Source organism: Shewanella glacialimarina, from assembly GCF_020511155.1.
GTDB classification, from domain to species: Bacteria; Pseudomonadota; Gammaproteobacteria; order Enterobacterales; family Shewanellaceae; genus Shewanella; species Shewanella glacialimarina.
Genome location: NZ_CP041216.1, coordinates 1,456,128 through 1,478,937, shown reverse-complemented (window position 1 = coordinate 1,478,937; position 22,810 = coordinate 1,456,128). Strand labels below are relative to the sequence as shown.

General features: G+C 40.4%; 17 protein-coding genes and 3 tRNA genes. 11 read left to right on the top strand and 9 right to left on the bottom strand.

What is annotated here, in order from left to right:
* Positions 1-59: 59 nt before the first annotated feature.
* The 6 genes from clpX to FJ709_RS06355 all read right to left on the bottom strand — a co-directional run bounded on the left by clpX (position 60) and on the right by FJ709_RS06355 (position 4,227).
* On the bottom strand, positions 60-1,337 hold the full coding sequence (gene clpX, locus FJ709_RS06380) for an ATP-dependent protease ATP-binding subunit ClpX (protein ID WP_226414552.1): 1,278 nt from the start codon (positions 1,335-1,337) through the stop codon (positions 60-62).
* Between the two features lie 132 nt (positions 1,338-1,469).
* Entirely contained in the window at positions 1,470-2,081 is a 612-nt protein-coding gene (gene clpP / locus FJ709_RS06375; RefSeq protein WP_226414549.1) for an ATP-dependent Clp endopeptidase proteolytic subunit ClpP, read from the bottom strand.
* 90 nt (positions 2,082-2,171) lie between these two features.
* Positions 2,172-3,476 (bottom strand): trigger factor, encoded by a 1,305-nt coding sequence (gene tig / locus FJ709_RS06370; protein WP_226414546.1) that lies wholly within the window; start codon positions 3,474-3,476, stop codon positions 2,172-2,174.
* Positions 3,477-3,800: 324 nt separating this feature from the next.
* Positions 3,801-3,876 (bottom strand) — tRNA-His (locus FJ709_RS06365).
* An 8-nt stretch (positions 3,877-3,884) separates the two neighbouring features.
* Positions 3,885-3,961: transfer RNA gene (locus tag FJ709_RS06360), tRNA-Arg, on the bottom strand.
* 189 nt (positions 3,962-4,150) lie between these two features.
* Positions 4,151-4,227: transfer RNA gene (locus FJ709_RS06355), tRNA-Pro, on the bottom strand.
* Positions 4,228-4,493: 266 nt separating this feature from the next.
* Between FJ709_RS06355 and folD the strand changes: the two genes are divergently transcribed.
* Positions 4,494-5,348: a bifunctional methylenetetrahydrofolate dehydrogenase/methenyltetrahydrofolate cyclohydrolase FolD gene (gene folD / locus FJ709_RS06350; protein ID WP_226414543.1), complete on the top strand. Its 855-nt coding sequence runs from the start codon at positions 4,494-4,496 to the stop codon at positions 5,346-5,348.
* A gap of 88 nt (positions 5,349-5,436) precedes the next feature.
* Here the strand turns inward: folD and FJ709_RS06345 are convergent, their stop codons facing one another.
* Positions 5,437-6,891, bottom strand: coding sequence for a sigma-54-dependent transcriptional regulator (locus FJ709_RS06345; RefSeq protein ID WP_226414541.1), 1,455 nt, complete (start codon positions 6,889-6,891; stop codon positions 5,437-5,439).
* 24 nt (positions 6,892-6,915) lie between these two features.
* Complete coding sequence (locus FJ709_RS06340; protein ID WP_226414539.1) at positions 6,916-10,407, bottom strand: PAS domain S-box protein; 3,492 nt, start codon at positions 10,405-10,407, stop codon at positions 6,916-6,918.
* A gap of 270 nt (positions 10,408-10,677) precedes the next feature.
* Between FJ709_RS06340 and FJ709_RS06335 the strand changes: the two genes are divergently transcribed.
* From FJ709_RS06335 to FJ709_RS06325, 3 genes are read left to right on the top strand one after another with little or no spacing between them, the layout of a single operon-like run.
* Entirely contained in the window at positions 10,678-11,991 is a 1,314-nt protein-coding gene (locus FJ709_RS06335) for a PP2C family protein-serine/threonine phosphatase (protein ID WP_226414537.1), read from the top strand.
* 10 nt (positions 11,992-12,001) lie between these two features.
* A complete protein-coding gene (locus FJ709_RS06330) occupies positions 12,002-12,394 on the top strand; it encodes an ATP-binding protein (RefSeq protein ID WP_226414535.1) in 393 nt (130 codons plus the stop codon).
* Between the two features lies 1 nt (position 12,395).
* A complete protein-coding gene (locus FJ709_RS06325; protein WP_226414533.1) occupies positions 12,396-12,533 on the top strand; it encodes a hypothetical protein in 138 nt (45 codons plus the stop codon).
* 38 nt (positions 12,534-12,571) lie between these two features.
* On the opposite strand, the gene FJ709_RS06320 is transcribed toward FJ709_RS06325, so the two are convergent.
* Positions 12,572-12,772: a hypothetical protein gene (locus tag FJ709_RS06320; protein ID WP_226414531.1), complete on the bottom strand. Its 201-nt coding sequence runs from the start codon at positions 12,770-12,772 to the stop codon at positions 12,572-12,574.
* 599 nt (positions 12,773-13,371) lie between these two features.
* Between FJ709_RS06320 and FJ709_RS06315 the strand changes: the two genes are divergently transcribed.
* From FJ709_RS06315 to FJ709_RS06285, 7 genes are all read left to right on the top strand, one after another.
* Positions 13,372-13,737, top strand: coding sequence for an STAS domain-containing protein (locus FJ709_RS06315; protein WP_226414529.1), 366 nt, complete (start codon positions 13,372-13,374; stop codon positions 13,735-13,737).
* A 41-nt stretch (positions 13,738-13,778) separates the two neighbouring features.
* Complete coding sequence (locus FJ709_RS06310; protein ID WP_226414527.1) at positions 13,779-15,050, top strand: polysaccharide biosynthesis/export family protein; 1,272 nt, start codon at positions 13,779-13,781, stop codon at positions 15,048-15,050.
* A gap of 11 nt (positions 15,051-15,061) precedes the next feature.
* A complete protein-coding gene (locus FJ709_RS06305) occupies positions 15,062-16,627 on the top strand; it encodes a GumC domain-containing protein (RefSeq protein ID WP_226414525.1) in 1,566 nt (521 codons plus the stop codon).
* A complete protein-coding gene (locus FJ709_RS06300; protein WP_226414523.1) occupies positions 16,567-17,859 on the top strand; it encodes an O-antigen ligase domain-containing protein in 1,293 nt (430 codons plus the stop codon). Before FJ709_RS06305 ends, FJ709_RS06300 begins: the two co-directional genes overlap by 61 nt.
* A gap of 402 nt (positions 17,860-18,261) precedes the next feature.
* Positions 18,262-19,581 (top strand): oligosaccharide flippase family protein, encoded by a 1,320-nt coding sequence (locus tag FJ709_RS06295; RefSeq protein WP_226414520.1) that lies wholly within the window; start codon positions 18,262-18,264, stop codon positions 19,579-19,581.
* Entirely contained in the window at positions 19,578-20,618 is a 1,041-nt protein-coding gene (locus tag FJ709_RS06290; RefSeq protein WP_226414517.1) for a glycosyltransferase family 2 protein, read from the top strand. The genes FJ709_RS06295 and FJ709_RS06290 overlap by 4 nt, the downstream gene beginning before the upstream one ends.
* 206 nt (positions 20,619-20,824) lie before the next feature.
* A complete protein-coding gene (locus FJ709_RS06285) occupies positions 20,825-22,807 on the top strand; it encodes a WecB/TagA/CpsF family glycosyltransferase (protein WP_226414514.1) in 1,983 nt (660 codons plus the stop codon).
* The last annotated feature ends 3 nt before the right edge of the window (positions 22,808-22,810 follow it).

The window sequence follows — 22,810 nt, the reverse complement described above, 5'->3', positions numbered from 1 at the left end:
CGAAAAAAGGAGCCCAATGGACTCCTTATTTTTCAACTTATTACCTAGCTGTATATTTATTACTCGCCAGAGGCCGTTTTCGATTCACTATTTTCATAAATCAAAATAGGTGCAGACTCACCTTTCACGACTGACTCATCAACCACAGCTTTAACCACACCTTCTTGAGAAGGAATATCGTACATGGTATCAAGTAAGATACTTTCAACAATTGAACGTAAACCACGTGCGCCGGTTTTACGATTCATTGCTTTGTTAGCAATGGCTTTTAAGGCATCTTCGCGGAACTCAAGTTCTACATTTTCCATTTCAAACAATGCGGCATATTGCTTAGTTAACGCATTCTTAGGTTTGGATAGAATTTGAATTAAGGCATCTTCATCAAGTTCAGTCAAAGTGGCAACAACAGGTAAACGACCAATAAATTCAGGAATTAAACCAAATTTAACTAAATCGCCCGGCTCAACTTGACCTAAAACTTCAGAAATAGTTGCTTTATCAGCTTCGCCTTTAACTTCAGCACCAAAACCAATGCCGGTTCCGGTGTTTATACGTTGTTCAATGACTTTTTCTAAGCCCGCAAACGCTCCGCCACAGATAAATAAAATTTTAGAGGTATCAACCTGTAAAAACTCCTGCTGGGGGTGCTTACGTCCACCTTGAGGAGGAACTGCAGCAACGGTGCCTTCAATCAACTTAAGCAAAGCTTGTTGTACACCTTCACCTGACACATCTCGGGTAATCGATGGATTGTCAGACTTACGGCTGATTTTATCAATTTCATCAATATACACGATACCGCGTTGTGCTTTTTCAACATCGTAATCGCATTTTTGCAATAACTTTTGAATGATGTTTTCAACGTCTTCACCAACATAACCCGCTTCGGTTAATGTTGTTGCATCAGCCATGGTAAATGGCACATTAAGTGAACGCGCTAAGGTTTCAGCCAGTAATGTTTTACCACTACCGGTTGGACCTATCAGTAATATATTACTTTTACCTAATTCGAGGCCACCTTTTGGAGACGCATTTTTAAGGCGCTTGTAATGATTATATACTGCCACAGCTAATACTTTTTTAGCTTTATCCTGGCCAATAACATAATCATCCAAATGATTACGTAACTCATGAGGTGTAGGTAATTTGTCATCATCACGTTTAGGTGAAATCTCTTTGATTTCTTCACGGATAATGTCATTACATAATTCAACACACTCATCGCATACATATACCGATGGGCCAGCAATCAGTTTTCTGACTTCATGTTGGCTTTTTCCGCAAAAAGAGCAGTACAGCAATTTTGTGCTGTCACCGTTATTTTTGTTATCGCCCATTATTATACCTCTGGTTGCAGCCTAGACCTGACGTCTGAGCTCTGCTTGTCGATATACTCTCAAGCCGTATATCTGAGTTATTCTTACAATTAAAGTAAGAATAACCCAGTCACAGCAAAAAATCAGCTTGTATTAGCTTCTAGTGGTAATTACTGAGTCAACTAAGCCATATTCTGCTGCTTTAGTGGCACTCATAAAGTTGTCACGGTCGGTATCACGCTCAATAACTTCAATCGGTTGACCCGTATGTTCAGCAAGAATTTCATTTAATTTATTCTTAATGCCTAACATCTCTTTAGCATGGATAGCGATATCAGATGCCTGACCTTGGAATCCACCTAATGGCTGGTGGATCATCACGCGTGCATTCGGTAGACAATGACGTTTACCTTTTGCGCCAGCGGCAAGTAAGAATGCCCCCATGCTACAAGCCTGTCCCATACATACTGTGCTCACATTTGGCTTAATGAACTGCATAGTGTCATAAATGGCCATACCCGCGGTGACAGAGCCGCCTGGTGAGTTAATATATAAGAATATATCTTTGTCTGGGCTTTCTGACTCTAGGAACAATAATTGAGCCACAATTAGATTAGCCATGTGCTCTTCAACTTGTCCCACTAGAAAGATCACACGCTCTTTTAATAAACGAGAGAAGATGTCGTATGAACGTTCACCTTTAGCCGTTTGTTCAACAACCATAGGTACAAGAGCATTAAGTACAGATTCTGGCGCTTTAAACATTATTCATTTCCCTAAAATAAAAAATGGCTCGTATGAGAACCTCATACGAACCATTATAAATGGCGAACGCCTTATTAAGTCAAGCGAAGGTTACGCGCGACCGGTAGCCTTGTTCATAAATTCTTCAAAAGCGACGTCTTTAACGGTTACTTTTGCTGATTTTAGTAATGCTTCCACGGCTTGTTCTTCTAAAGCAACGTTACGCATGTTTTGCATCAGTTCTTTGTTGCCGTTGTAGTAAGCAACGACTTCTGATGGATCTTCATAAGCAGAAGCCATAGATTCGATTAATGCATTAACACGAGTATCTTCTGCTTTAAGTTCGTTAGTTTTGATAACTTCACCTAATAACAGACCAATCTTCACACGACGCTCAGCTTGTTCAGCGAAAAGATCCGCTGGTAGCTCAGGCATGTTTTTAGCGTCGCCGCCAAAACGTTGCATAGCTTGCTGACGTAAAACATTCACTTCACCATTAACAAGTGCAGATGGAATAGTGATCTCGTTAGCTGCTAATAAACCTGTGATGACTTGCTCTTTCACGTTTGCTTTTAACGCTTGATCAAGCTCGCGAGTCATGTTTTTACGGATTTCAGCCTTAAGTGCTTCTAAGCCACCGTCAGCAATACCGAATAGTGAAGCAAACTCGTCGTTAACTTCTGGTAAGTTAGCCGCTTGAACTTCAGTTAAGGTGATAACGAACTTGGCCGCTTTACCTTTCAAGTTTTCTGCGTGGTAATCTTCAGGGAAAGACACTTCGATTTCGAATTCATCACCTGATTTATGACCAATGATACCAGTTTCGAAACCAGGGATCATACGGTTGCTACCTAGTTGTAGTTCGAAGTCATCAGCTTTGCCGCCTTCAAACTCTTCGCCATCTACGCTGCCAACAAAGTTCATTTTAACTTTGTCGCCGTCAGCCGCGTTACGCTCAACAGCTGCATAAGTAGCGTGTTGCTTACGTAAGGTTTCAATCATTGCATCAACATCAGCGTCATTAACTTCAGCTTTTGGTTGCTCTACTTGAATGCTATCTAAACCAGCTAATACAACTTCTGGGTAGATTTCAAAAGTAGCAACAAACTCAAAGTTTTCGCCTTCAACTTTACCAGGAGCAAATACTGGCGCACCTGCTGGGTTTAGTTTTTCAGCAACAATAGCTTCAATAAAGTTACGTTGCATGATTTCGCCAGTCACATCTTGACGGATAGCAGCACCATAACGCTTTTCAATAACAGAAGCTGGCACTTTACCTGGGCGAAAGCCTGGGATACGAGCACGTTTAGCTTCACGTAATAAATTGTCTTTTACCACTTTCTCAATTTGTCCAGCAGGAACAGAAATGGTTAGGCGACGCTCTAGGCCTTGAGTTGTTTCAACAGAAACTTGCATTGTTTTACCTCGAAATATGTCTAACGTCCTTTGTAGCAGTCGATATTTCAACTACTCAGTATTCGTTTCTTGACCATGGTTTTGACTAGAAGACCCAGCACAGCTATTTATAAATGCTGAAAACGCTGTTGGCACTAGTAGCTCATAATTGATATTTATCAAGACGCGACATTATAGCTAGCGTTTTTTGCTTAGTCGAGCATCAATAGTGGCTTTTAAGACATAAAAAAAGCGACCTAAGGTCGCTTTTGATATAATCGAACAAATTACGTTCGATTCGTTCATCAGATTAATATTTATCTTTAAATACTAATTTGAGAATAATGGGGTGACTGATGGGGTTCGAACCCACGACAACCGGAATCACAATCCGGGACTCTACCAACTGAGCTACAATCACCACTGAAATGGTACACCCGGCAGGATTCGAACCTGCGACCACCCGCTTAGAAGGCGGGTGCTCTATCCAACTGAGCTACGGGCGCATGGTACAGTTTTCACTGTTTCCTGTCTGGCTTAACAAGCTATCTTGCTTGTTATATTATCCGCATAAATATTATTTAAGCAAATAATGAAATTTGGTCGACCACGCTGTTGTAAAAAAGCGAGGATTCGAACCTATGATCCCTGCTTATTTAACCGTTTAAGATTATTTCACACAAATCATTTAAATTTGGTCGGTGATAGAGGATTCGAACCTCTGACCCTCTCGTCCCAAACGAGATGCGCTACCGGGCTGCGCTAATCACCGAAACGTTATTTGAGAATATATAATGCTATATAGTCTCAAGAACGGAGCGCATATTAACGAGTCACTTTGCTAGCGTCAACGATTTTTTTAATAGATTAATCTATATGGTGCTTTAAACAGCAAAAAAGTGATTAGCATCATAGTGCGAATAGTTTATTCACTGTATTTTCCTAGTCTAGCAAATGACACACTTTCATACGCCTGTTAGAATAGCCTCCGTTAAACATCAATCTATACCTGTGTCTCTCAAAGGAAACTCTACAGCCATGACTGCTCAACTTATTGACGGTAAAGCCATTGCACAATCTATACGCACCACTCTTAAACAAAAAGTCACCGCTCGAAAAGACGCAGGACTTCGTGCACCAGGTCTGGCGGTAATTTTAGTCGGCAGTGATGCCGCGTCACAAGTTTATGTAGGCAGCAAGCGTAAGGCCTGCGAAGAAGTCGGTTTTGAATCACAATCCTTTGATCTTGATGTATCCACATCAGAAGCAGACTTACTCGCATTAATCGATAAATGTAATGCAGATCCTGCAATTGACGGTATTTTAGTGCAATTACCTTTACCTGCGCATATTGACGACTCTAAAGTCATTGAGCACATTCGTCCTGACAAAGATGTAGATGGTTTTCACCCTTACAACGTGGGTCGCTTAGCGCAACGCATTCCTGTGCTGCGTTCTTGTACGCCGATGGGAATAATGACCCTGATAAAATCAACCGGTATTGATACCTATGGCTTAGATGCCACCGTTGTTGGCGCATCTAACATTGTCGGTAGACCGATGACATTGGAGTTATTACTGGCTGGTTGCACCACGACAACATGCCATCGTTTTACAAAAAATCTAGAACAAAAAGTGCGTCAAGCCGACCTTGTGGTTGTTGCAGTAGGTAAACCAGGCTTTATACCAGGAGAATGGATTAAGCCTGGTGCAATCGTGATTGATGTTGGCATTAACCGTTTAGACAATGGTAGTTTAGTCGGTGATGTACAATATGATATAGCCGCACAAAATGCAGCCTTTATTACCCCAGTTCCTGGTGGCGTTGGCCCTATGACCATTGCTAGTTTGCTTGAAAATACGCTATATGCTTGTGAGCAGTACCACAGCTAAGCAGGTTAGAAAAGCTTGCATGAAAAATGCCTGCTTGATTGCAGGCATTTTTATTACAGAAAATAATAACACTACTAGTTTAGCTTAGTTATACCTGCTCCATTTCATCCCAGGATTGTTTTTTACGATAAATAGTCGATGGACTGATATCTAACATTGCAGCCGCTTTAGGGATATTACCTTCACATAAGTTAATAGCACTTTCTATGGTGCGCTTTTCAGTTTTCCACAATGGCTCAATAACCTGCACTGTTGTGATATCCGTTTCATTTTGAATAACCGCTGCAGTGTCATGTGCTGCAATCGAGGATGAGCTAACTTGCTCCATCACCTTAATGTTAGGGGCTATTAACGCTGCTACTTGAGTTTTTTCACCATTAACAATACGTGCTGGCAACATGGTGATATCCACTTCAACAGCATCATTGAGCACCACAATTTGACGGATCACATTTTGAAGCTGCCTGACATTGCCACGCCAGTGATATTCACTCAACACTTTTTGCACCATGTGGTCAAAACCTTTAAACGGTTTGCCCTCTTCTTTAGCGTATTGTCCAAGCAGTTTATTGGCGATTAACATAACATCTTTACCGCGTTGATTTAACGGCGGCAACTCAATAGGGATAACATGCAAACGATAATATAAATCTTCTCTGAACAAGCCATCTTGCACCTGCTGCCAAGGATCTTTATTGGTTGCACTGACAAACCTCACATCCACCTTTTCATCTTTAGAGCCACCCACACGGCGAAATACTCCGGTTTGAATAAAGCGCAATAGTTTACTTTGCAACTCTAAATCCATTTCACAAATTTCATCTAAAAATAATGTTCCGCCATCGGCCTGGGTTGCGGCACCATCACGCTGACTAATGGCACCAGTAAACGCCCCTTTGGTATGACCGAAGATTTGGCTTTCAATTAAATCTTTTGGAATTGAGGCACAGTTTAACGCAATAAATGCCTTATTTTTACGATTGCCTGCATTATGAATCGCTTGTGCGCAAACTTCTTTACCTGTGCCGCTTTCGCCGAATATAAATACCGATGCTTTACTGTTGGCCACACAATCAATGGTTTTATAAACGGTTTGCATTGCCAGTGACTCGCCAATAAACCCTTGGTAGTTAGCCTTGGGTAAACTGTTCTCATACTGAGAGACTAGTTTGACAAGCTGACGTTGCTTCATTGCATTGCGAACCGTAATTGCTAAGCGCTTACTGTCAAATGGCTTAACCAGAAAATCAAACGCACCAGAGCGCATAGCATCAACGGCAATATCAATCGTTCCATGGGCTGTTATCATAATGACTGTCATCTCTGGATGACTTTGTTGAACTTGCAGAAGTATATCCATACCTGACATGTCTGGCAGTTTGATATCTAAGATAAGCAAATCAGGTGGTTGACGGTCAATTTCTTTTATCGCATCGGCACCATATTGCACCAATGTGACGTCAGCACCTTCGCTGCACAAGTATTCAGTATATAACGCACCTAGCGACATACTATCTTCAACTAAAATGACTCGAAATCCCATAATATTCCTTTGAAGTATTAGAGTTTATTCTTTTTTATTCAATACATAAGTTTGTTTAATCGCTGCAATACTTTGCTCTGCAATGTTAATAGTTTGTTCAATTAGTGGATTAATTGGCTGCTGTTTAAGCCTTGCAGCGGCTTCTAATACTTTGGCCACTTCATATAATCTTGTGACACCAAAACTACCCGAGCTGCTCTTTAAAGTATGAGCTTCATCTTCAATCTTACTAAAATCATCATTTGCGTCGATGTTATTTAATATGTCGATACGCATTTGGGTTTCTTGACACAAAACGTCCAACATTTTTTTCAAACTGGGTTCACCAATCACCTCAATTAAGCTGTTTATCACATTGATATCGATTATCGGCGTTTGAGAATGATCCAAAAGCGCTACCTTTATTGGCTTCTGCAATGGAATTTGAAGGTCAATATTAGGATGACTTTTTACTTCCATATCGGGCGCGAGTTGTAAGTCTAATGTTTGGGTTATTTTGGGTAATGGGTTAACAGTATTGTGCCGTAGCTTTGCATTATTTAACCACTGCGCCACCGTTTGAATTAGCACTTTGCTGTTAACTGGTTTACCAATGAAATCAAGCATTCCAGCTTGAGTACAAGCTGCTAATTCTTCTTTAAACACATTTGCTGTCATCGCTAAAATAATTTGTTGTGGTTTATGCTGCAAAATTTTATTGGTGGCTTCTAAGCCATCCATTTCAGGCATACGAATATCCATCAAAATAATGTCATAATCATCCGCTAGAGCCATTTCAACTGCTTCTATACCATTATTGGCATAGGCTAATTCAGCACCTTGCTTAGTTAACATTGTGCCCGCGACCATCTGATTTGCAGGACTATCTTCGGCTAATAAAATTTTACTATTAGTAGGAAAGACAGTAATGTCCTGTGATTCAATTTCAATATTGCTCTCTTGAGTTGCACCACTGATCAAATTCAATAACATGGCTCGACTAAGGGGTTTATTGACCACTTGCTCAATGCCAATGTCATTTAACACTTGTGATATTTGAGCATTTACACCTGTGCTGAGCGCTGCCAAAATCCCCTGGGGTAGTAAAAATTCTTGGTTCAATACTTTCAGCAACTTAGCATCAACCGTCATCATGCAAGAATCATCTATTAAAATCAGATCGAATCGTCCACGGATCTCAGCGTGTTTATAAACTTCAGCAACATCATGAATATAGGTAGTTTCAACGCCATATTGCACATATTGCTTCTTAACTAATTTACACAGCTGTTCATTGGGATGGATAATTAATACCCTAGCATGCTCTGGTAAACGAACATAATGACTCGATGTTTCAGAGCTTTCATTGAGGGTCACCATGACATTGAATCGACTGCCTGTACCCAATTCACTTTCAACCGATATAGTACCGTCCATCATGCGCACTAACTCGGCACTAATGGCCAAGCCTAACCCAGTACCATTATAGTTAGTTGTATGGGTGTCATGTACCTGAGAAAATTCAGCAAATAATTTATCCTGCGCTTCCTCACTGATGCCAATACCTTGATCCGTTATCGCACAACATAATTCAACTCGTTCTTTGTGGCTATCGGGTATCCACATTTCTACCGTAATGCAGCCAGAATTAGAAAACTTAATCGCATTATCAACTAAATTATGGATAACTTGTCGAAGTCGCTGCGGATCACCAACCAGTAGCTGCGGTACATTACGGTTAATAAAGCTGGCTAGATGCACCCCTTTATCAAGTGCTTTACTTTCTAAAATCTGTAATACCTGAGCCACTAATTTATCTGGTTCAAACTCATGGGACTCCAACACCATTTGACCCGCTTCAATTTTAGAGAAATCCAAAATATCATTGATGGTATTGAGTAAAGCATCACCCGCTTCTTTGGCCATAGTGGCATATACACGCTGTTCTTTTAACAGAGTTGAATGTAGCAGTAGCTCTACACTACCCAGTACCGCGTTCAGTGGCGATCGGATCTCATGACTCATAGTTGCCAGAAAACGCGATTTTGCTTTACTGCCCGCTTCGGCTTGTTCTTTAGCAAGACGTAATTCTTCTTCTTTGGATTTTTGCTCAGAAATATCACGCAAAAATGCTGTAAACAAAGTATCGTCACCTAATTGAATAGGAATCACCCTAAGCTCAATTGGAAACTCTTCCCCTGCTTTATTATGAGCTGGAACCTCAACACGTTGATGCAAAACAGCGCCCTGCCCAGTTTGGCGAAAATGCTCCATGCCTTTTTTATGCGCTTGTTGGAAAGCCTTAGGGATAATAAGTTCTTCTAAATGCTTACCGATAACTTCATCACGGCTAAAGCCAAATAATTTAACCGCTGCGGTATTAAACTCCACAATACTACCAGTAATATCTATGGTGATTAATGCATCTTGACTAGCTTCTAAGGTCGCTAATAATATCGACTGAGTTCGAGCAGCAGCTTCTTGATTGAGCTTAATTTCGGTAAGGTTTTTAAGGAAACCTAAATATAAAACTTCCTCATCAATAATCATTTTTGAAATAGATAATTCAACTGGAAACTGTCGGCCATCTTTATGCTCGACCTTTAACTCCTGTCCTACACCGATAATTTTCGCACTCTCCCCTTCTAAATAACGTTTCATATAGCCATCGCGCATAGGACGCTCATTCATGGGCATCAATTTAGCTACATTTTGACCCACTAACTCTTCTTTAGTGTAACCGAAAAGATTTGTAACAGACTTATTTGCCTCACTAATAACGCCATCAGGACTTATGACAATAAACCCATCAGCGGCAGACTCTAGAATGGTATTCAGGCGAATATTCGCCCCTGTTAATGCATGTGTTCTGGCATCGACATTACGTACCATCAGATTAAAGGCTATGGTTGTTTGTGCAATTTCATCTTGACCCGACACAGGAATTTGAACGCCTGTTTGGCCGTCTAATATTAACTTAGATGCATTTTGCAATAGAGATAAATTGCGGGTTAAATAGGTGCCTAACAACCAGGAAAATAAAGCCACCAGCAGCATTTCAAGTGCAGCAATAGAAAAGAAGCGCGTAGAGGCTTGAAGCAGTAATGCATCAAAACCAGAACGGTCAAAGCCAATTTTAACTGAACCAACATCACTCTTTTGATTAATTATTGGCATTTCAATATTAAAAATATGATCATTTTTATTTGACGACGTAAGCTCATTCCCTCCCCAAACAGCAGTGTCATCCTCTTTATGCATAGCAACGATTAAGTCATCACCTTTATAAATATAAACATAGGCAATCTCTTGCTGCTGGCTCAGTTCTGTTACAAGAAGGGTTAACTTAGGTTTATTAACGTCAACTAATGCATCCTTAGCGACAACAGAAAACAAACTCACCGTCAGTTGAGCACGCTTTTCAACTTCAGTTTGATTTGATTTTTTAAGGTAACTGACACTGGTATAAACCAATAAAAGAAGCAACACGCCCTCGATAATTGCAATGCCTAAAATTGTTTTTAATCTAAAAGACAAATTATTGCTCCCTTTGTTAGCTGACCACTAAAACGTTTGATTTTACACCACATAATCACTATGGATGACGCTGTTGCATTTTGCAATGTGCACGATGCAATTTGATAATTGATTCATCACAACTTAGAACTAATAAATGTAAGACATTGTTTAATATTAATATTAAATTATGGAATGACTATTGCTATACCAATTAGGTATAAACACGGAGTGGTTTATTTGCTGTTGCATAATCAATGATGCAGGCATAACTGAAAACTGGAGTCACAGATGAATTTAACTGAAGCAACCCATAAAATTAGTATTTTGCTTGTTGAAGATACACCAAGTGAACGCTTATTTATTGCCAGCATTTTGCAAAAAGTACAACTTGATGGTTGTACTATGGCATTGCATCAGGCTGCTGATGGAGAAGAAGCCATTGCGATTTGTCAAACTCAAGCAATTGACTTAGTGGTAAGTGATTGGCGTATGCCAAATCTTAGCGGCATAGCGCTTTGTAAACGTTTGAAAGCCGAAATCTACACGCCATATATATTGCTGCTGACAGGCAATAATGAAACAGAAGATCTCGTATATGCATTGCAATCAGGTGCTGATGACTACTTAGCAAAGCCTTTTGATCCCAGAGTACTCATCATTCGTGTCATAGCTGCATTACGATTGATTAAAACTCAAAAAATAATGCAAGCTCAGCACAAAGCGCTCAATGACTCGCACAAGCAAACTAAAAAGTTATTAGCTGAAAAAAAAGCCGAACTAAAGCAAGCGGCACAACTTCAACACTCTTTGTTACCCGCCAAACGTTTCACCCTACAACAATGGCAGGTAAATCATTACTTTCAGGCTGCTAGTGAGTTAGCGGGTGACGTGTTTCAATGTTTCAAAATTAATGAGCAGTGGATGGGTTTTTTTCTGATTGATGTATCAGGTCACGGTGCTGGCGCTGCAATGCAAAGTTTTACCTTAGCCCAGGCGCTTAACCCTAATAGAGCCGATTGGCGAACTAGCCCAGAGCTATTGATGGAATATATTAACCGAGTCTTTTTTGACCCAAGTGATCAAGGGCAATTTGCCACCATGATCATTGGCAAAATGAATTGCAATACCGGTGAATATGAATTGTGTAATGCAGGGCACCCTCAGCCTCTACTTATCAGTGAAAATAATTGTGACTCAATCAATATGCAATCTAGCTTGCCTATTGGGATAGATGAGAATACCCAATACGTTAATTGGCAAGGTAGGTTAAACGCTAATCAACAGTTAATGATTTTTTCCGACGGGATTTATGAAATGAATAACCCGACTCATGGAATGTTTGGGCTACAAAGATTAAAAACACTTTGTAGCCTGAAACAAATCATCAGCGGTGATGCCATGATGCACCACATCCGTCATGCCCTATCCGATTGGAAGCAAGGTGATGGTCAGGATGACATGTCTATTATGTTGTTTTCAAATAACACACACAGTCCAACCATTACCCAACCACATAATACAACTCAATTACAGAATACCGCTAAAGACCCGAGTAATAACTTATTAACTCAAATAACCCCCTCGCCATTATCCGTGGCATAAGGAGCGCAACATGAATAGTTTACAATTAAACTTAAACCATCAAGTTATTGAACAACAACAGTTTTGTGTTGAGCTAGACCAATTTATGCTGAATAACGCGATAAACGACCGCCAAAGATTTAAGATTATTACTTGCACTTTAGAGGGGGTGAATAATATCTTGCAACACACCGAATGTGATGCTGCCAATATCATCTTATTAATGCATTGTAATGCCGACCGAATTATTGTCGATTTATTAGATACCGCGCCCTATCACTCGCTGCCAACGCCAACAGATTGTCCTGATAATAATACCGAAAATGGCAGAGGATTATGGATTATGTATAACTGGATGGATCAGGTTTTAAACCAACCTACGGTATTAGGCAGCCATTTAAGAATGAGCCTATTAAGGCATTAAAATGGAAGATACCATAACAGCAAAATCAACTTTCTCAATTATCAGCTTGGCTGCACCTAAATCGCAGCCAACTTGTCGCAACCACAGCACTGAGACTTTATTAAACGGCAATAAAAACTACTTCAATAAACGCCATTAAATATTATGCTTAATAAGCGTTTCTATACCAAGTTGAGGTTATTTCATGCCTTTTCGCCACACATCCTCGCGCCCCTCTTTAATAAGACGCTCGTTGTTCTCCCTCATAGGGTCAACACTGTCAACTGGGACCTGCGGCACGTTACTGTTATCCTGACCATCATTATTGTCGTGAAGTGAAGTAGCACAAGCACTAAGCCCAAATAGAACTAACATTCCGCAAACTGATTTCAGCAACATGCCTTTACCTTTACTAATCTGATTAAGCTAGTCATTTTATGAATTGAAACCTATCGAGTCCAATTATTTACATTTAATAAAGCTAGGTTGAGTAGGTTTGTTAGTTAAATAAATGACCAATAACCCACTTACCAGTATATTGCTGACCGCCCTCAGCTCTGCAACAACATTCATTGAAAGTAGTAAAACCGGATTTAGGTGAAACAAGCTACTTAACTGAGCCACTCGGGTAAAAACTTGTCTGCGAAATGGTTAAATCAGACTGATTTAAGGTATTTATTACCAACAAAGACTCAAATGCCAAGTGCTCGCTATCGTTTAACTATGTTGTGACTTTTATTTATTAATGCTCATTTCAAGATTTTAAGTCCCTAAAAAGAGGTATATGCAATCTGTTGCATATTGCTAATTTTCATATTCAATTTGCAAAACCCAGATCGAAAAACACTAATTACCTAACAAAAACAGACAATTAAACATTGGCATGCTTACTGCTAATCCTTAAGCACGCAAGATAGGTTGTTTTACGTCCCTTACAACTAAATGTAAAACGACAAAAATATCTTACTTGGTAATTTAACAAAAAATGAGGTGACATTATGAACTTCGAATTAAAAGCAGAAAAACATGCCAGTGTGGTTCGTCTACCAGCAAAAATGGTTATGGCACAAACACCCACATACCGCGCCGCGATTTTAGATTACATCAATCAAGGCCATACCCGTTTAGTCATCGACATGAGCAACTTAGATTATATCGATTCAAGTGGCTTATCAGTGTTAATTTCAGCCCGTAAACAGGCAATGAGTTATCAAGGAAATATTGTCCTGCTTAACCCAAAATCCAGCGTTAGGGCATTAATCGAACTGACTCGCTTGCATCATATTATGGACATTTATGAATCAGAGGAACAAGCATTAGACAACTTACGTTATAGCTCAATCATCGAAGATATTGCCAGTTAACTCGCATTTATCTTAATTGATTCATTCTAAGGAGCTACATTATGACAAACACAAAACTTGCAGCACTTATCGGTATTTTTAGCACCAGCTTAACCGGCTGTGTGACCCCGAATGCACCTGCTAGCAAAGATATTTGTCAAATTGACACTCTGACAGAATGCCATTACTTTGGTCAAAATATGCCCTATGACCGCCAAATTAGTGCCCAACGACCCAGTAACCCTGCATTTACACTTGCAGAACATCTGACCATGAACGATGCCAACAACGCTGTTATAACTAAAGACAGTTTTAAGATCGGTCATTTAGACCCGAGTTTACAAGCAACTCAATGGAAAAATGCCCAACTTAAGCTGTCTGTTGGCGATAAATTAGATATCAGTATCTTAAACGGTGATGATTTTAGCAAAGCCGTTGAGATTGATGCTGACGGCAATATCTATTTGCCTTACATGCGGGCTGTTGTGGCTAAAAACCTCACTTTAGCGCAACTCAACAGCGCAATTAAAAACCAGCTTATTATTGAAAATTTAATGCAGCCACATGCTATCCGCATTAGCATTGTTCCAATCAGCTGGGCGCCAATTAACATTATGACTTCAGGTGCCGTATTTGAACCTGGTCAACACATGATCAACAAGAAACTTCCCATTGAAGAGAAAGATGATGGCAGCAACTATGCCGGCGATCAGGCCACCGAACGTAGCATTGAAGCCGCTCTGCGATCCTCTGGTGGCATTCGCCCTGATGCCGACTTAACCGCAGTCAATGTTATTCGTGATAATCAAATTTATAGTCTTGATCTCAGCGGTATATTAACCGGTGAGGCTATCAAAGAGTTCACATTAATGAGTGGCGATAAAGTCCATGTGCCAAGCAGTAATCAGTTTGATGATGAGCTAGCCAGACCATCGCCGATCACAGCTCCCGGTATTCGAGTGTATATTTCAAACCTAACTCAACCAGCAAGCTCAAACAGTCAATCTGCAGTAGACCGTGAGGCAACACGTTTTCCTTATGGAACACGTTTATTGAATGGCGCCATTGCCGCGAACTGTGTCGGTGGTGCACAAACAACTAACGCTGGACGTTACATTTTGCTTATCACTAAAAATCCATTATCTAATCAAGTGGATGTGGTAGAACGCTCTATTGATGGCCTTATTCAACAACCCTGGTCAAATAAGATGAACCCTGTGTTGCTTCCTGGTGACGGACTTGCCTGTTATGACTCTCGCATGACTAACTTCCGTGAAATGGCCCGCAGCGTAACCGAAGTGCTTATTCCTTCAAGCCTGATTGGCTGGTTATAAAGGAGTTTCCCATGGATAACGTCATTGAAAAAAACATAATTGAATATGAAAAGATCAGTGTGCCTTTTACTGAGCCGGTAAAGAACAACTCAAAAAAATCTTCCAATGAAGCTGATTATCAAATAAATGATTCAAAAGATAATAGCTTAAGTGAATTAGCTTATTTGTTTTGGATTAAGCGCGCGGCATTAGAAGGCAGTAAACTCACCCCTAAAGCCCGTAAAAAATTGTATCTTAAAACCGCATTAGTCAGTTTACTGATAATCTGGGCTGCTACTTTCTTACTGATGGCGATTAAACCAACTTCTTATGTGTCTAAATGGACTCTGATTTTACCGGGTAATGGTGCAGGCGCATTGGTGAGTTTGGACAGTATTGGTCAGGCCACCAGCTCATCAAGCTCACCATATTTAAGCTCGGCAATTGACCCACGTGAAAACTATAAAGCAATATCAGACACTGACTTATTACTGACCTCTGCGGCAACCAGCTTAAAAATACCTGTTGGCCAGCTTGGTAAACCAAAACTTAAATTACCCAGTCAAACTGGCTTAATGGAATTTAGTATCAAAGGCGGCTCGGCAAAAGAAGCGCAAGATAAAGCCTGGGCGCTTTACCGTTCATTGCAAAATTTGCTAAACGACTTACGTGACGATGAAGTTAATTTAAGGGAAAGTGGCATCATTCAGGGTTTAGCGGGATACAACCAAAAGGTGAAGCTATCCCAAGACGCAATTTTAGCGTTTCAATCTGAACGCGGCTTAGTCTCACTTGACCAATTTAAAGAATTAGCACTCACCATCGAACGTCTACGTCATAACCGCGTTAATATGATTTCAAAATTGAAAGGTATCGAAGCAGAAGAAAAATCATTAATGTTGCACTTAGGCACCACTGCCAATGAAGCCGCCGATTTATTAAAATTGCACAATGATAAATATTTTCAGCAATTACTGACATCTCACAATGAAATATTGGGTAAATTACACGAGCTTTCTGCACATTTTGGCAGTAATCATCCACAAATAACCAGCCTAAACGCAGAAGAAACAAAGTTGCAAAATGCCCTATCAGAAAGAATTAACACTTTAATTGCACATCAAAAAGGTAAAGCCGATCGCACATTGATTAACAAGCTATTATTAGATGATATTGATGGTCGTGCCGATTTAATGGAGCAGCTCATTCAGTTAAAAGCCACTAACACTGGCCTTAATGAAGAGCTAAATACACTTGATAGCCAAATTTTGCAGTGGGAAACTCGCTTAGAGCTTTCTAATGATGATGCGGCTAAATTAGAGGATTTACACCGCGCTCATCAATTAGCGACAGCGGTAATGACCTCAGCAGTAGCAAAAATGGATGTAGGTAAGGCCGATATTTTTACTGCTTATCCATTATTGCAATTATTGTCACCACCTTCTCTACCATCAAAAGCAGATAATTTAGCGACAATGTTATTACTGGTAGCGGCTTTGGGCGCGTCATTTATGGCACTAATAGGACTGAGTATTTTATGGATCCGCAAACCGTTACTCCGCAAAATGCTGACGAAAGACTCGTCTATAAAGCAATAGTGTATAGCTACCTGTTTTGGCTATTGGGTGCTTTGTATATTGTCGCCCCTGTGATTGCCTGGATATTGTTTTGTCGCTTGTTGATTAAAAAAATATCTTATCAACCAGCACATACTATCAGCCTAGCCCACTATGTATGGTTATTGGGTATGTGGGTGATGTTAATGGCATTAATTGTAGGCCATTTAGAGCAAGGTTTAGGTCTGGCAAAATTAATTAAATCCACTATTGGTTGGGCAAAAGGCTGGGCACTTCTGGCCATTTTCCCTGTGGTAGCTTGCCTTGATATCAGACCGCAAATTATTTATCGGGCTTGCTGCCAAGTGTGTAAACACACGGTTTTATTATTGCCTATATTTTTATTGGCTTGGATTATCCGTTTACCCAGCACCCTTTATGTTTCCCCTTTAAGCATTATTGGTGGCCCTGGCCCTGAGTTTTTCTCGTTAAGCTTATATGAAATAGACCCTGGTAGCGGCATTCCACGTTGGCGACTATTCACTCCTTGGGCTCCAGCCTTAGGCATGCTTGGCAACTTATATTTCATTTTTGCTTTACAAGAATCATCAACTCAATGGAAACGCTGGGGAGTGATAGGCAGTCTGTTAATGGTGTTAATGTCGCAGTCACGCTTAGCATTAATTTGTTATCTCGCCTTATTTGGCTATTTCTCTATGCTTAAATTTGTCCGCTCTCCAATACTTTATTTCATTCTGTGTCCTGTTATTCTGGCCACAGGGTTTGTCGGAGAATCGATTCTTAACAAAATAACCATGAGTATTGCCGCGGTAAAATCAGCAAGGGCGGATTCCACCAGAGTAAGACAGGCCTTAGCTGACATTGCCGTCGAGCGTTGGTGGAATGAGGCGGTATTATTTGGACATGGCATTGTTGAGCGAGGCCCGCACATGGTGGAATATATGCCAATAGGGTCACATCATACCTGGTATGGGCTTTTGTTCGTAAAAGGCTTAGTGGGTGCAGTTGCACTAGCTATGCCTATGCTAGTGAGCTTTGTTGTGCTGATGGTTAATATATTTGCCCGCCCTTTAGCTAAAGTTGGTATGGCGATATTAATGCTACTAATGCTTTACACCTTAGGTGAAAACCTCGAAATCTTAGCTTATCTGTTTTGGCCCGGCTTAATTATTTTAGGTAAAGCCTTAATTGCAGACAATGACAACATGCCCACAGAAGAACCTAATGAACAAATATCAACCAGACTAGACTAAAAACAATGCGCTACATCATCAGCGTCAAAGATTTTATAACTGAAATGCAATGGTGAGGGCCGTAAATTGAGTAATTGCTTTTTGATAACAAGATGATTATTCCCTGACAATTCAAATTTCAATGATTAAAATATGAGTCGCGAGAATCTAAGCCGCTAAGACCCTGTTAGACATTATCAGTATCGAAATATCTCACCATTCGATCTCTTTCACCACTTCAGCGCTCACCTTGGCTGTCACAAACTTAATCCCCTCCACATTGCATTTTGCCTTTGCATTCTGCAAAACCATTTGTCAAAACTAAAAAATAAAATGAAAATCATTTAAAAACAGAACCTTAACATATGGCACGATTCGTGTAACCCCTAGCATACAAAGCGATAAATTAACGCTAGGATGAATATGAAACACCAGCATAAAACATTATTTGATCAACCCCTCATGCTAATTCGCTCAGGATTTACAGGGCTAGGAAAAAGCATGATGTGGTTAGGTTCGGCCCAGTTTAGTGGACGTATTATTCGCCTGCTTTCAAGTATCGTACTGGCCAGATTACTGATGCCTGAAATGTTTGGCCAAGCGGCAATTGTACTCACCCTGTTCGAGTTGATTTGTACCGCAACACGCAGAATTACATCAGCAGCATTAATCCGTATGGATGATGAGCAATTCATTGGCCATTTAAGCAGTGCTAACTGGGTTAACTGGGGAGTGTGTTTATTAGCATTTTTGCTGATGCTAATAACCAGTTACCCGATTGCCAGTTATTACCATGACTCATCGTTAATTTTACCTATTGCGGTAATGGCAACGAGCTTTTTATTACTACCAATAGGTATGCAATATGCCACCTTAAACTTACGCAATAACAAAATGCGTATTGTCGGCCGAGCAAATCTTTGGCAAACCCTTATTGATGCTGCGCTTACGGCAACACTAGCGTTGGCTGGGTTTGAAATTTGGGCAATCATTTTACCCAAAGTATTGGTGATTATTGTGTGGATTGCGATTCATCGTCACCACAACCCCTTACCTAAAATACAGTTGGTTACAGGTATTCAACATGCTCAAGTCATCACACTTTTACACTTTGGCATACCCGTTAGCTTAAGCGATTTAACCAACACCCTCAGACAAAATATTGATTACTTATTAATCGGCTACTTCATGGGTGTAGAAGCTTTAGGGGTGTACTTTTTTGCTTACAACATTAGCCTGGGGATAAGCCTTGGGTTAATTCAAAGCTTTGGCACCGCATTTTATAGCCACCTTTGCCAACGTAATGCGGTTGAGGATGATTTATCGGCAAAATACCTCAGCAGTATCGCCGCCATTATGGCAATAACCGTACCTGTTATTTTATTGCAAAGTGCACTTTCTGATTGGTATGTTCCATTGGTTTACGGTGATAAATGGCTATCAACAGATGCCATAAATGTATTCCTGTTTCTATGTCTAAGTGGCTTAGTAAGACCGCTAGGCGAAGCCGCAAGCCAATTGTTACTTGCAAATGGTTTAAGTCAAACCAACCTCAAAATTAATGTATCACTTACCATTTGTCTGGCAATCGTCATCGGCATTGCTTGCCAATTCAGTTTGATCACAGTGGCACAAACCGTAATGGTGAGTTACCTCGTCACCTTGCCAGTCATTTGTATCTATAGCTACCAAAAAGTATTTAAAAATAATCAACAACTTACCTCTGTAGGAGAATCACTATGAGCCCTAAAATTACTGTTGTTATGCCCGTATATAACGTGCAAAAGTTTGTAAAACAAGCCATTGAATCCGTCTTAGCACAAACCTTCACTGATTTTGAGCTGATCATTGTCAATGATTGTGCAACAGATAACAGTTTGAAAATCTGCCAACAATTCCATGATCGCCGAGTTAAGATAATTAACCATTTGGAAAACAAAGGACTGGCTGCAGCACGTAACACGGGGATCAGGCATGCGCTTGGTAAGTATGTGGCATTTTTGGATTCTGACGATATGTGGCATGCAGAAAAACTGCAACGTCATTGCGATCATCTTGATGCCAACCCAAAAGTCGGGATCAGCTTTTCTCGCTCGAGTTTTATGAGCTATGAAGGCAAGTTATTAGACTTTTATCAGATGCCACAACTCAACAATATTGATGCGGCGCATTTATTATGCCGCAACCCAGTAGGTAATGGTTCGGCGCCGGTGATCCGCCGTGCAACACTCAATGATATTCGCTTTCAAGCAGTGAACCATTATGAGCTTTACTCGTGCTATTTTGACGAAAAATTTCGTCAATCTGAAGATATTGAATGCTGGCTGCGCATTGTGGCAACCACAAAATGGAAAATGGAAGGCTTACCACAACCATTAACTTACTATCGCTTAAATCATGGCGGATTGTCTGCTAACTTACTGAAACAGTTAGCCTCATGGGAACAAATGATCAGTAAGGCACGTTACTTTGCTCCTAAGTTGTTAAAACGCCATGAAAATGATGCTAGGGCTTATCAACTACGATATTTGGCACGCCAGGCTATTAGAATGAAAGATGGCAAAATGGCCGCTAAACTAGCAACACAAGCCTTAACAACGTCACCTAAAATCTTAAAAGATGAAATGGGCAGAACCATTAGCACTGTCAGTGCGGCATATATGCAATGGTTGTTACCCGCTTTTGCCTATCATTGGCTAGAAAGTTTAGGCCAAAAAGCCATTGGCAGTATCCAAAAGTATAAAATTAGCCGTGATGGTGTGTCATCTATCTTTTTATAAAAGCACTCATGTAACATTCCTTATCCCGTCTGATACAAACCTGTTTGCATGCTGCCTTGCAAACTGCAAACAGGTTCTTCCCTCCTTAATTAGTAAATTAAAAAACCTTAAATACCAACGACTTAAAAAATGGCACGATTTAAGCATTGCTAGATATATAACAACTAATTTCCTAGTGGAAATTCAACAATATATCGAGGTGGCTTATGCGAACTCACACTGCACAAATTTCAGCGTCAGTAAGAATTATCGAGACTCTACTGAGCTTAATGTTACTGGTATTTATCAGCCCTATATTAGTGCTTAAGGCTATTCATCTCAAAGTAACCTCAGGACAAGCACTCGAGACTATCTACCTTCACAGTGGTCAGGGTGAACCGATTGCATTGTTGCAGTTTACCCATTCAAAACTATCTTATCTGCTAGGTTTACTGAATGTCATAAAAGGCGAGCTAGGATTAGTAGGAAGCCAATATCAATATGCCGTTTTACCCTATTATGATTACTTGGCTCGTCCTGGGTTAATGTCATTTAAGCAAATGCACGCCAGAATGGGCATAGCCTACGATCCATATGTGATTAACCCTAAACTGAACACTTCAGTATTATGCTACCTGCTAGCAACACTGCGCTGCTTGCTGGGGTACGCCTTGTCTTCGACTGTGGTTTGCTCAACTCAAAAGCAGTTTCAATTATTCAAAGTCACCATCAGTAATATCACCATGAGTGATGCTATTAGCAGTATCCTTAACAGTGCTAAAACCCCTAAGTGCGACAGCTATGCATTTGTGAATGCTGACTGTATGAACATCGCCTATAAAAACCCGCAATATCGACAAATACTCAACCACAATAAGCACGTATTTGCTGACGGAAGTGGTTTACGTCTGGCCTGTAAAATTCATCAAATTGCCCTAAAAGATAATGTGAATGGTACTGATATGTTTCCACTTTTATGCCAACAAGCTGCCGAACAGGACGTGGGCATATTCATGTTAGGTGCGAAACCGGATATAGCTAATAAGGCGGCGGCAAAAATGCAGCAGCGCTTCCCACAGTTACGTATTTGTGGCACCCATGATGGCTATTTTTCTGCGCAACAAACCGATGATGTAATCAACAAAATTAATGCCTCTGGCGCAAAAATACTGTTAGTCGCTATGGGCGCACCAACACAAGAGCGTTGGATAGCTGAACACAGTTCAAAGCTAAGCGTTGGTGCGGCTATCGGTATCGGTGGCTTATTTGATTTTTATGCTGATGCCGTAAGCAGAGCACCTGTTGCCGTTCGTCAAATGGGAATGGAATGGACCTGGCGATTAATGCAAGAGCCTAAAAGAATGTGGCGCCGTTATATTGTGGGTAATCCTTTATTTGTAATGCGTGTCTTTATCGAGTTAGCCCAACAAAAGATATTCAATAGCAAACCTGAATCAACACTTGAATTAGATGAATTGCAAAATGAAGCGGTTAGCTTTCAAAATGCAAATTTAGCCGTAACAGCAGAGCAAAATTTCTCGATGTTAGGCAAAAATTCGCAGCAAGTTAACCACAAAAAATATCAATGGTTTTTTCTTAAAATCAAACTGAATCAAATCGCCAAAAGGCTGCTTGATATCCTTGGTTCAGGTGCGCTGTTGATATTACTTTCACCGCTATTCCTATTCACTGCGTTGGCTATTCGTCTCGAATCAAAAGGCGCTGTGTTATTCAACCAAACCCGTGCTGGGCAAGACAATCAACCTTTTACCATGTGGAAGTTTCGCTCGATGTTTAGTGATGCTGAAGCGCGTTTAGCTAAGCTTCAAAGTGAAAATGAAATGCGTGGTGGGGTCCTGTTTAAAATGAAGCTAGACCCACGGATCACCTACGTTGGTAAGTGGATCCGCAAGCTGTCAATTGATGAATTACCACAACTTTGGAACGTATTAAAAGGCGAGATGTCATTAGTTGGCCCGCGTCCTGCATTACCTACTGAAGTGAACCAATATCAATTGTCAGATAGACGCAGATTGATGGTAAAACCCGGTATCACTTGTATTTGGCAAGTATCAGGAAGATCTGACATTCCTTTTGATAAACAAGTTGAATTAGATGTTGATTATATCTACCAACAATCGCTGGTTAAAGACATTCAATTATTATTTAAAACCATACCCGCGGTGTTATTTGCCCGTGGTGCGTATTAGGAG

Excerpts from the sequence above, each read along its gene's own strand:
- clpX (WP_226414552.1), bottom strand. The coding sequence starts at position 1,337 with ATGGGCGATAACAAAAATAACGGTGACAGCACAAAATTGCTGTACTGC.
- clpP (WP_226414549.1), bottom strand. The coding sequence starts at position 2,081 with ATGTTTAAAGCGCCAGAATCTGTACTTAATGCTCTTGTACCTATGGTT.
- tig (WP_226414546.1), bottom strand. The coding sequence starts at position 3,476 with ATGCAAGTTTCTGTTGAAACAACTCAAGGCCTAGAGCGTCGCCTAACC.
- folD (WP_226414543.1), top strand. The coding sequence starts at position 4,494 with ATGACTGCTCAACTTATTGACGGTAAAGCCATTGCACAATCTATACGC.
- FJ709_RS06345 (WP_226414541.1), bottom strand. The coding sequence starts at position 6,891 with ATGGGATTTCGAGTCATTTTAGTTGAAGATAGTATGTCGCTAGGTGCG.
- FJ709_RS06335 (WP_226414537.1), top strand. The coding sequence starts at position 10,678 with ATGAATTTAACTGAAGCAACCCATAAAATTAGTATTTTGCTTGTTGAA.
- FJ709_RS06330 (WP_226414535.1), top strand. The coding sequence starts at position 12,002 with ATGAATAGTTTACAATTAAACTTAAACCATCAAGTTATTGAACAACAA.
- FJ709_RS06325 (WP_226414533.1), top strand. The coding sequence starts at position 12,396 with ATGGAAGATACCATAACAGCAAAATCAACTTTCTCAATTATCAGCTTG.
- FJ709_RS06320 (WP_226414531.1), bottom strand. The coding sequence starts at position 12,772 with ATGTTGCTGAAATCAGTTTGCGGAATGTTAGTTCTATTTGGGCTTAGT.
- FJ709_RS06315 (WP_226414529.1), top strand. The coding sequence starts at position 13,372 with ATGAACTTCGAATTAAAAGCAGAAAAACATGCCAGTGTGGTTCGTCTA.
- FJ709_RS06310 (WP_226414527.1), top strand. The coding sequence starts at position 13,779 with ATGACAAACACAAAACTTGCAGCACTTATCGGTATTTTTAGCACCAGC.
- FJ709_RS06305 (WP_226414525.1), top strand. The coding sequence starts at position 15,062 with ATGGATAACGTCATTGAAAAAAACATAATTGAATATGAAAAGATCAGT.
- FJ709_RS06300 (WP_226414523.1), top strand. The coding sequence starts at position 16,567 with ATGGATCCGCAAACCGTTACTCCGCAAAATGCTGACGAAAGACTCGTC.
- FJ709_RS06295 (WP_226414520.1), top strand. The coding sequence starts at position 18,262 with ATGAAACACCAGCATAAAACATTATTTGATCAACCCCTCATGCTAATT.
- FJ709_RS06290 (WP_226414517.1), top strand. The coding sequence starts at position 19,578 with ATGAGCCCTAAAATTACTGTTGTTATGCCCGTATATAACGTGCAAAAG.
- FJ709_RS06285 (WP_226414514.1), top strand. The coding sequence starts at position 20,825 with ATGCGAACTCACACTGCACAAATTTCAGCGTCAGTAAGAATTATCGAG.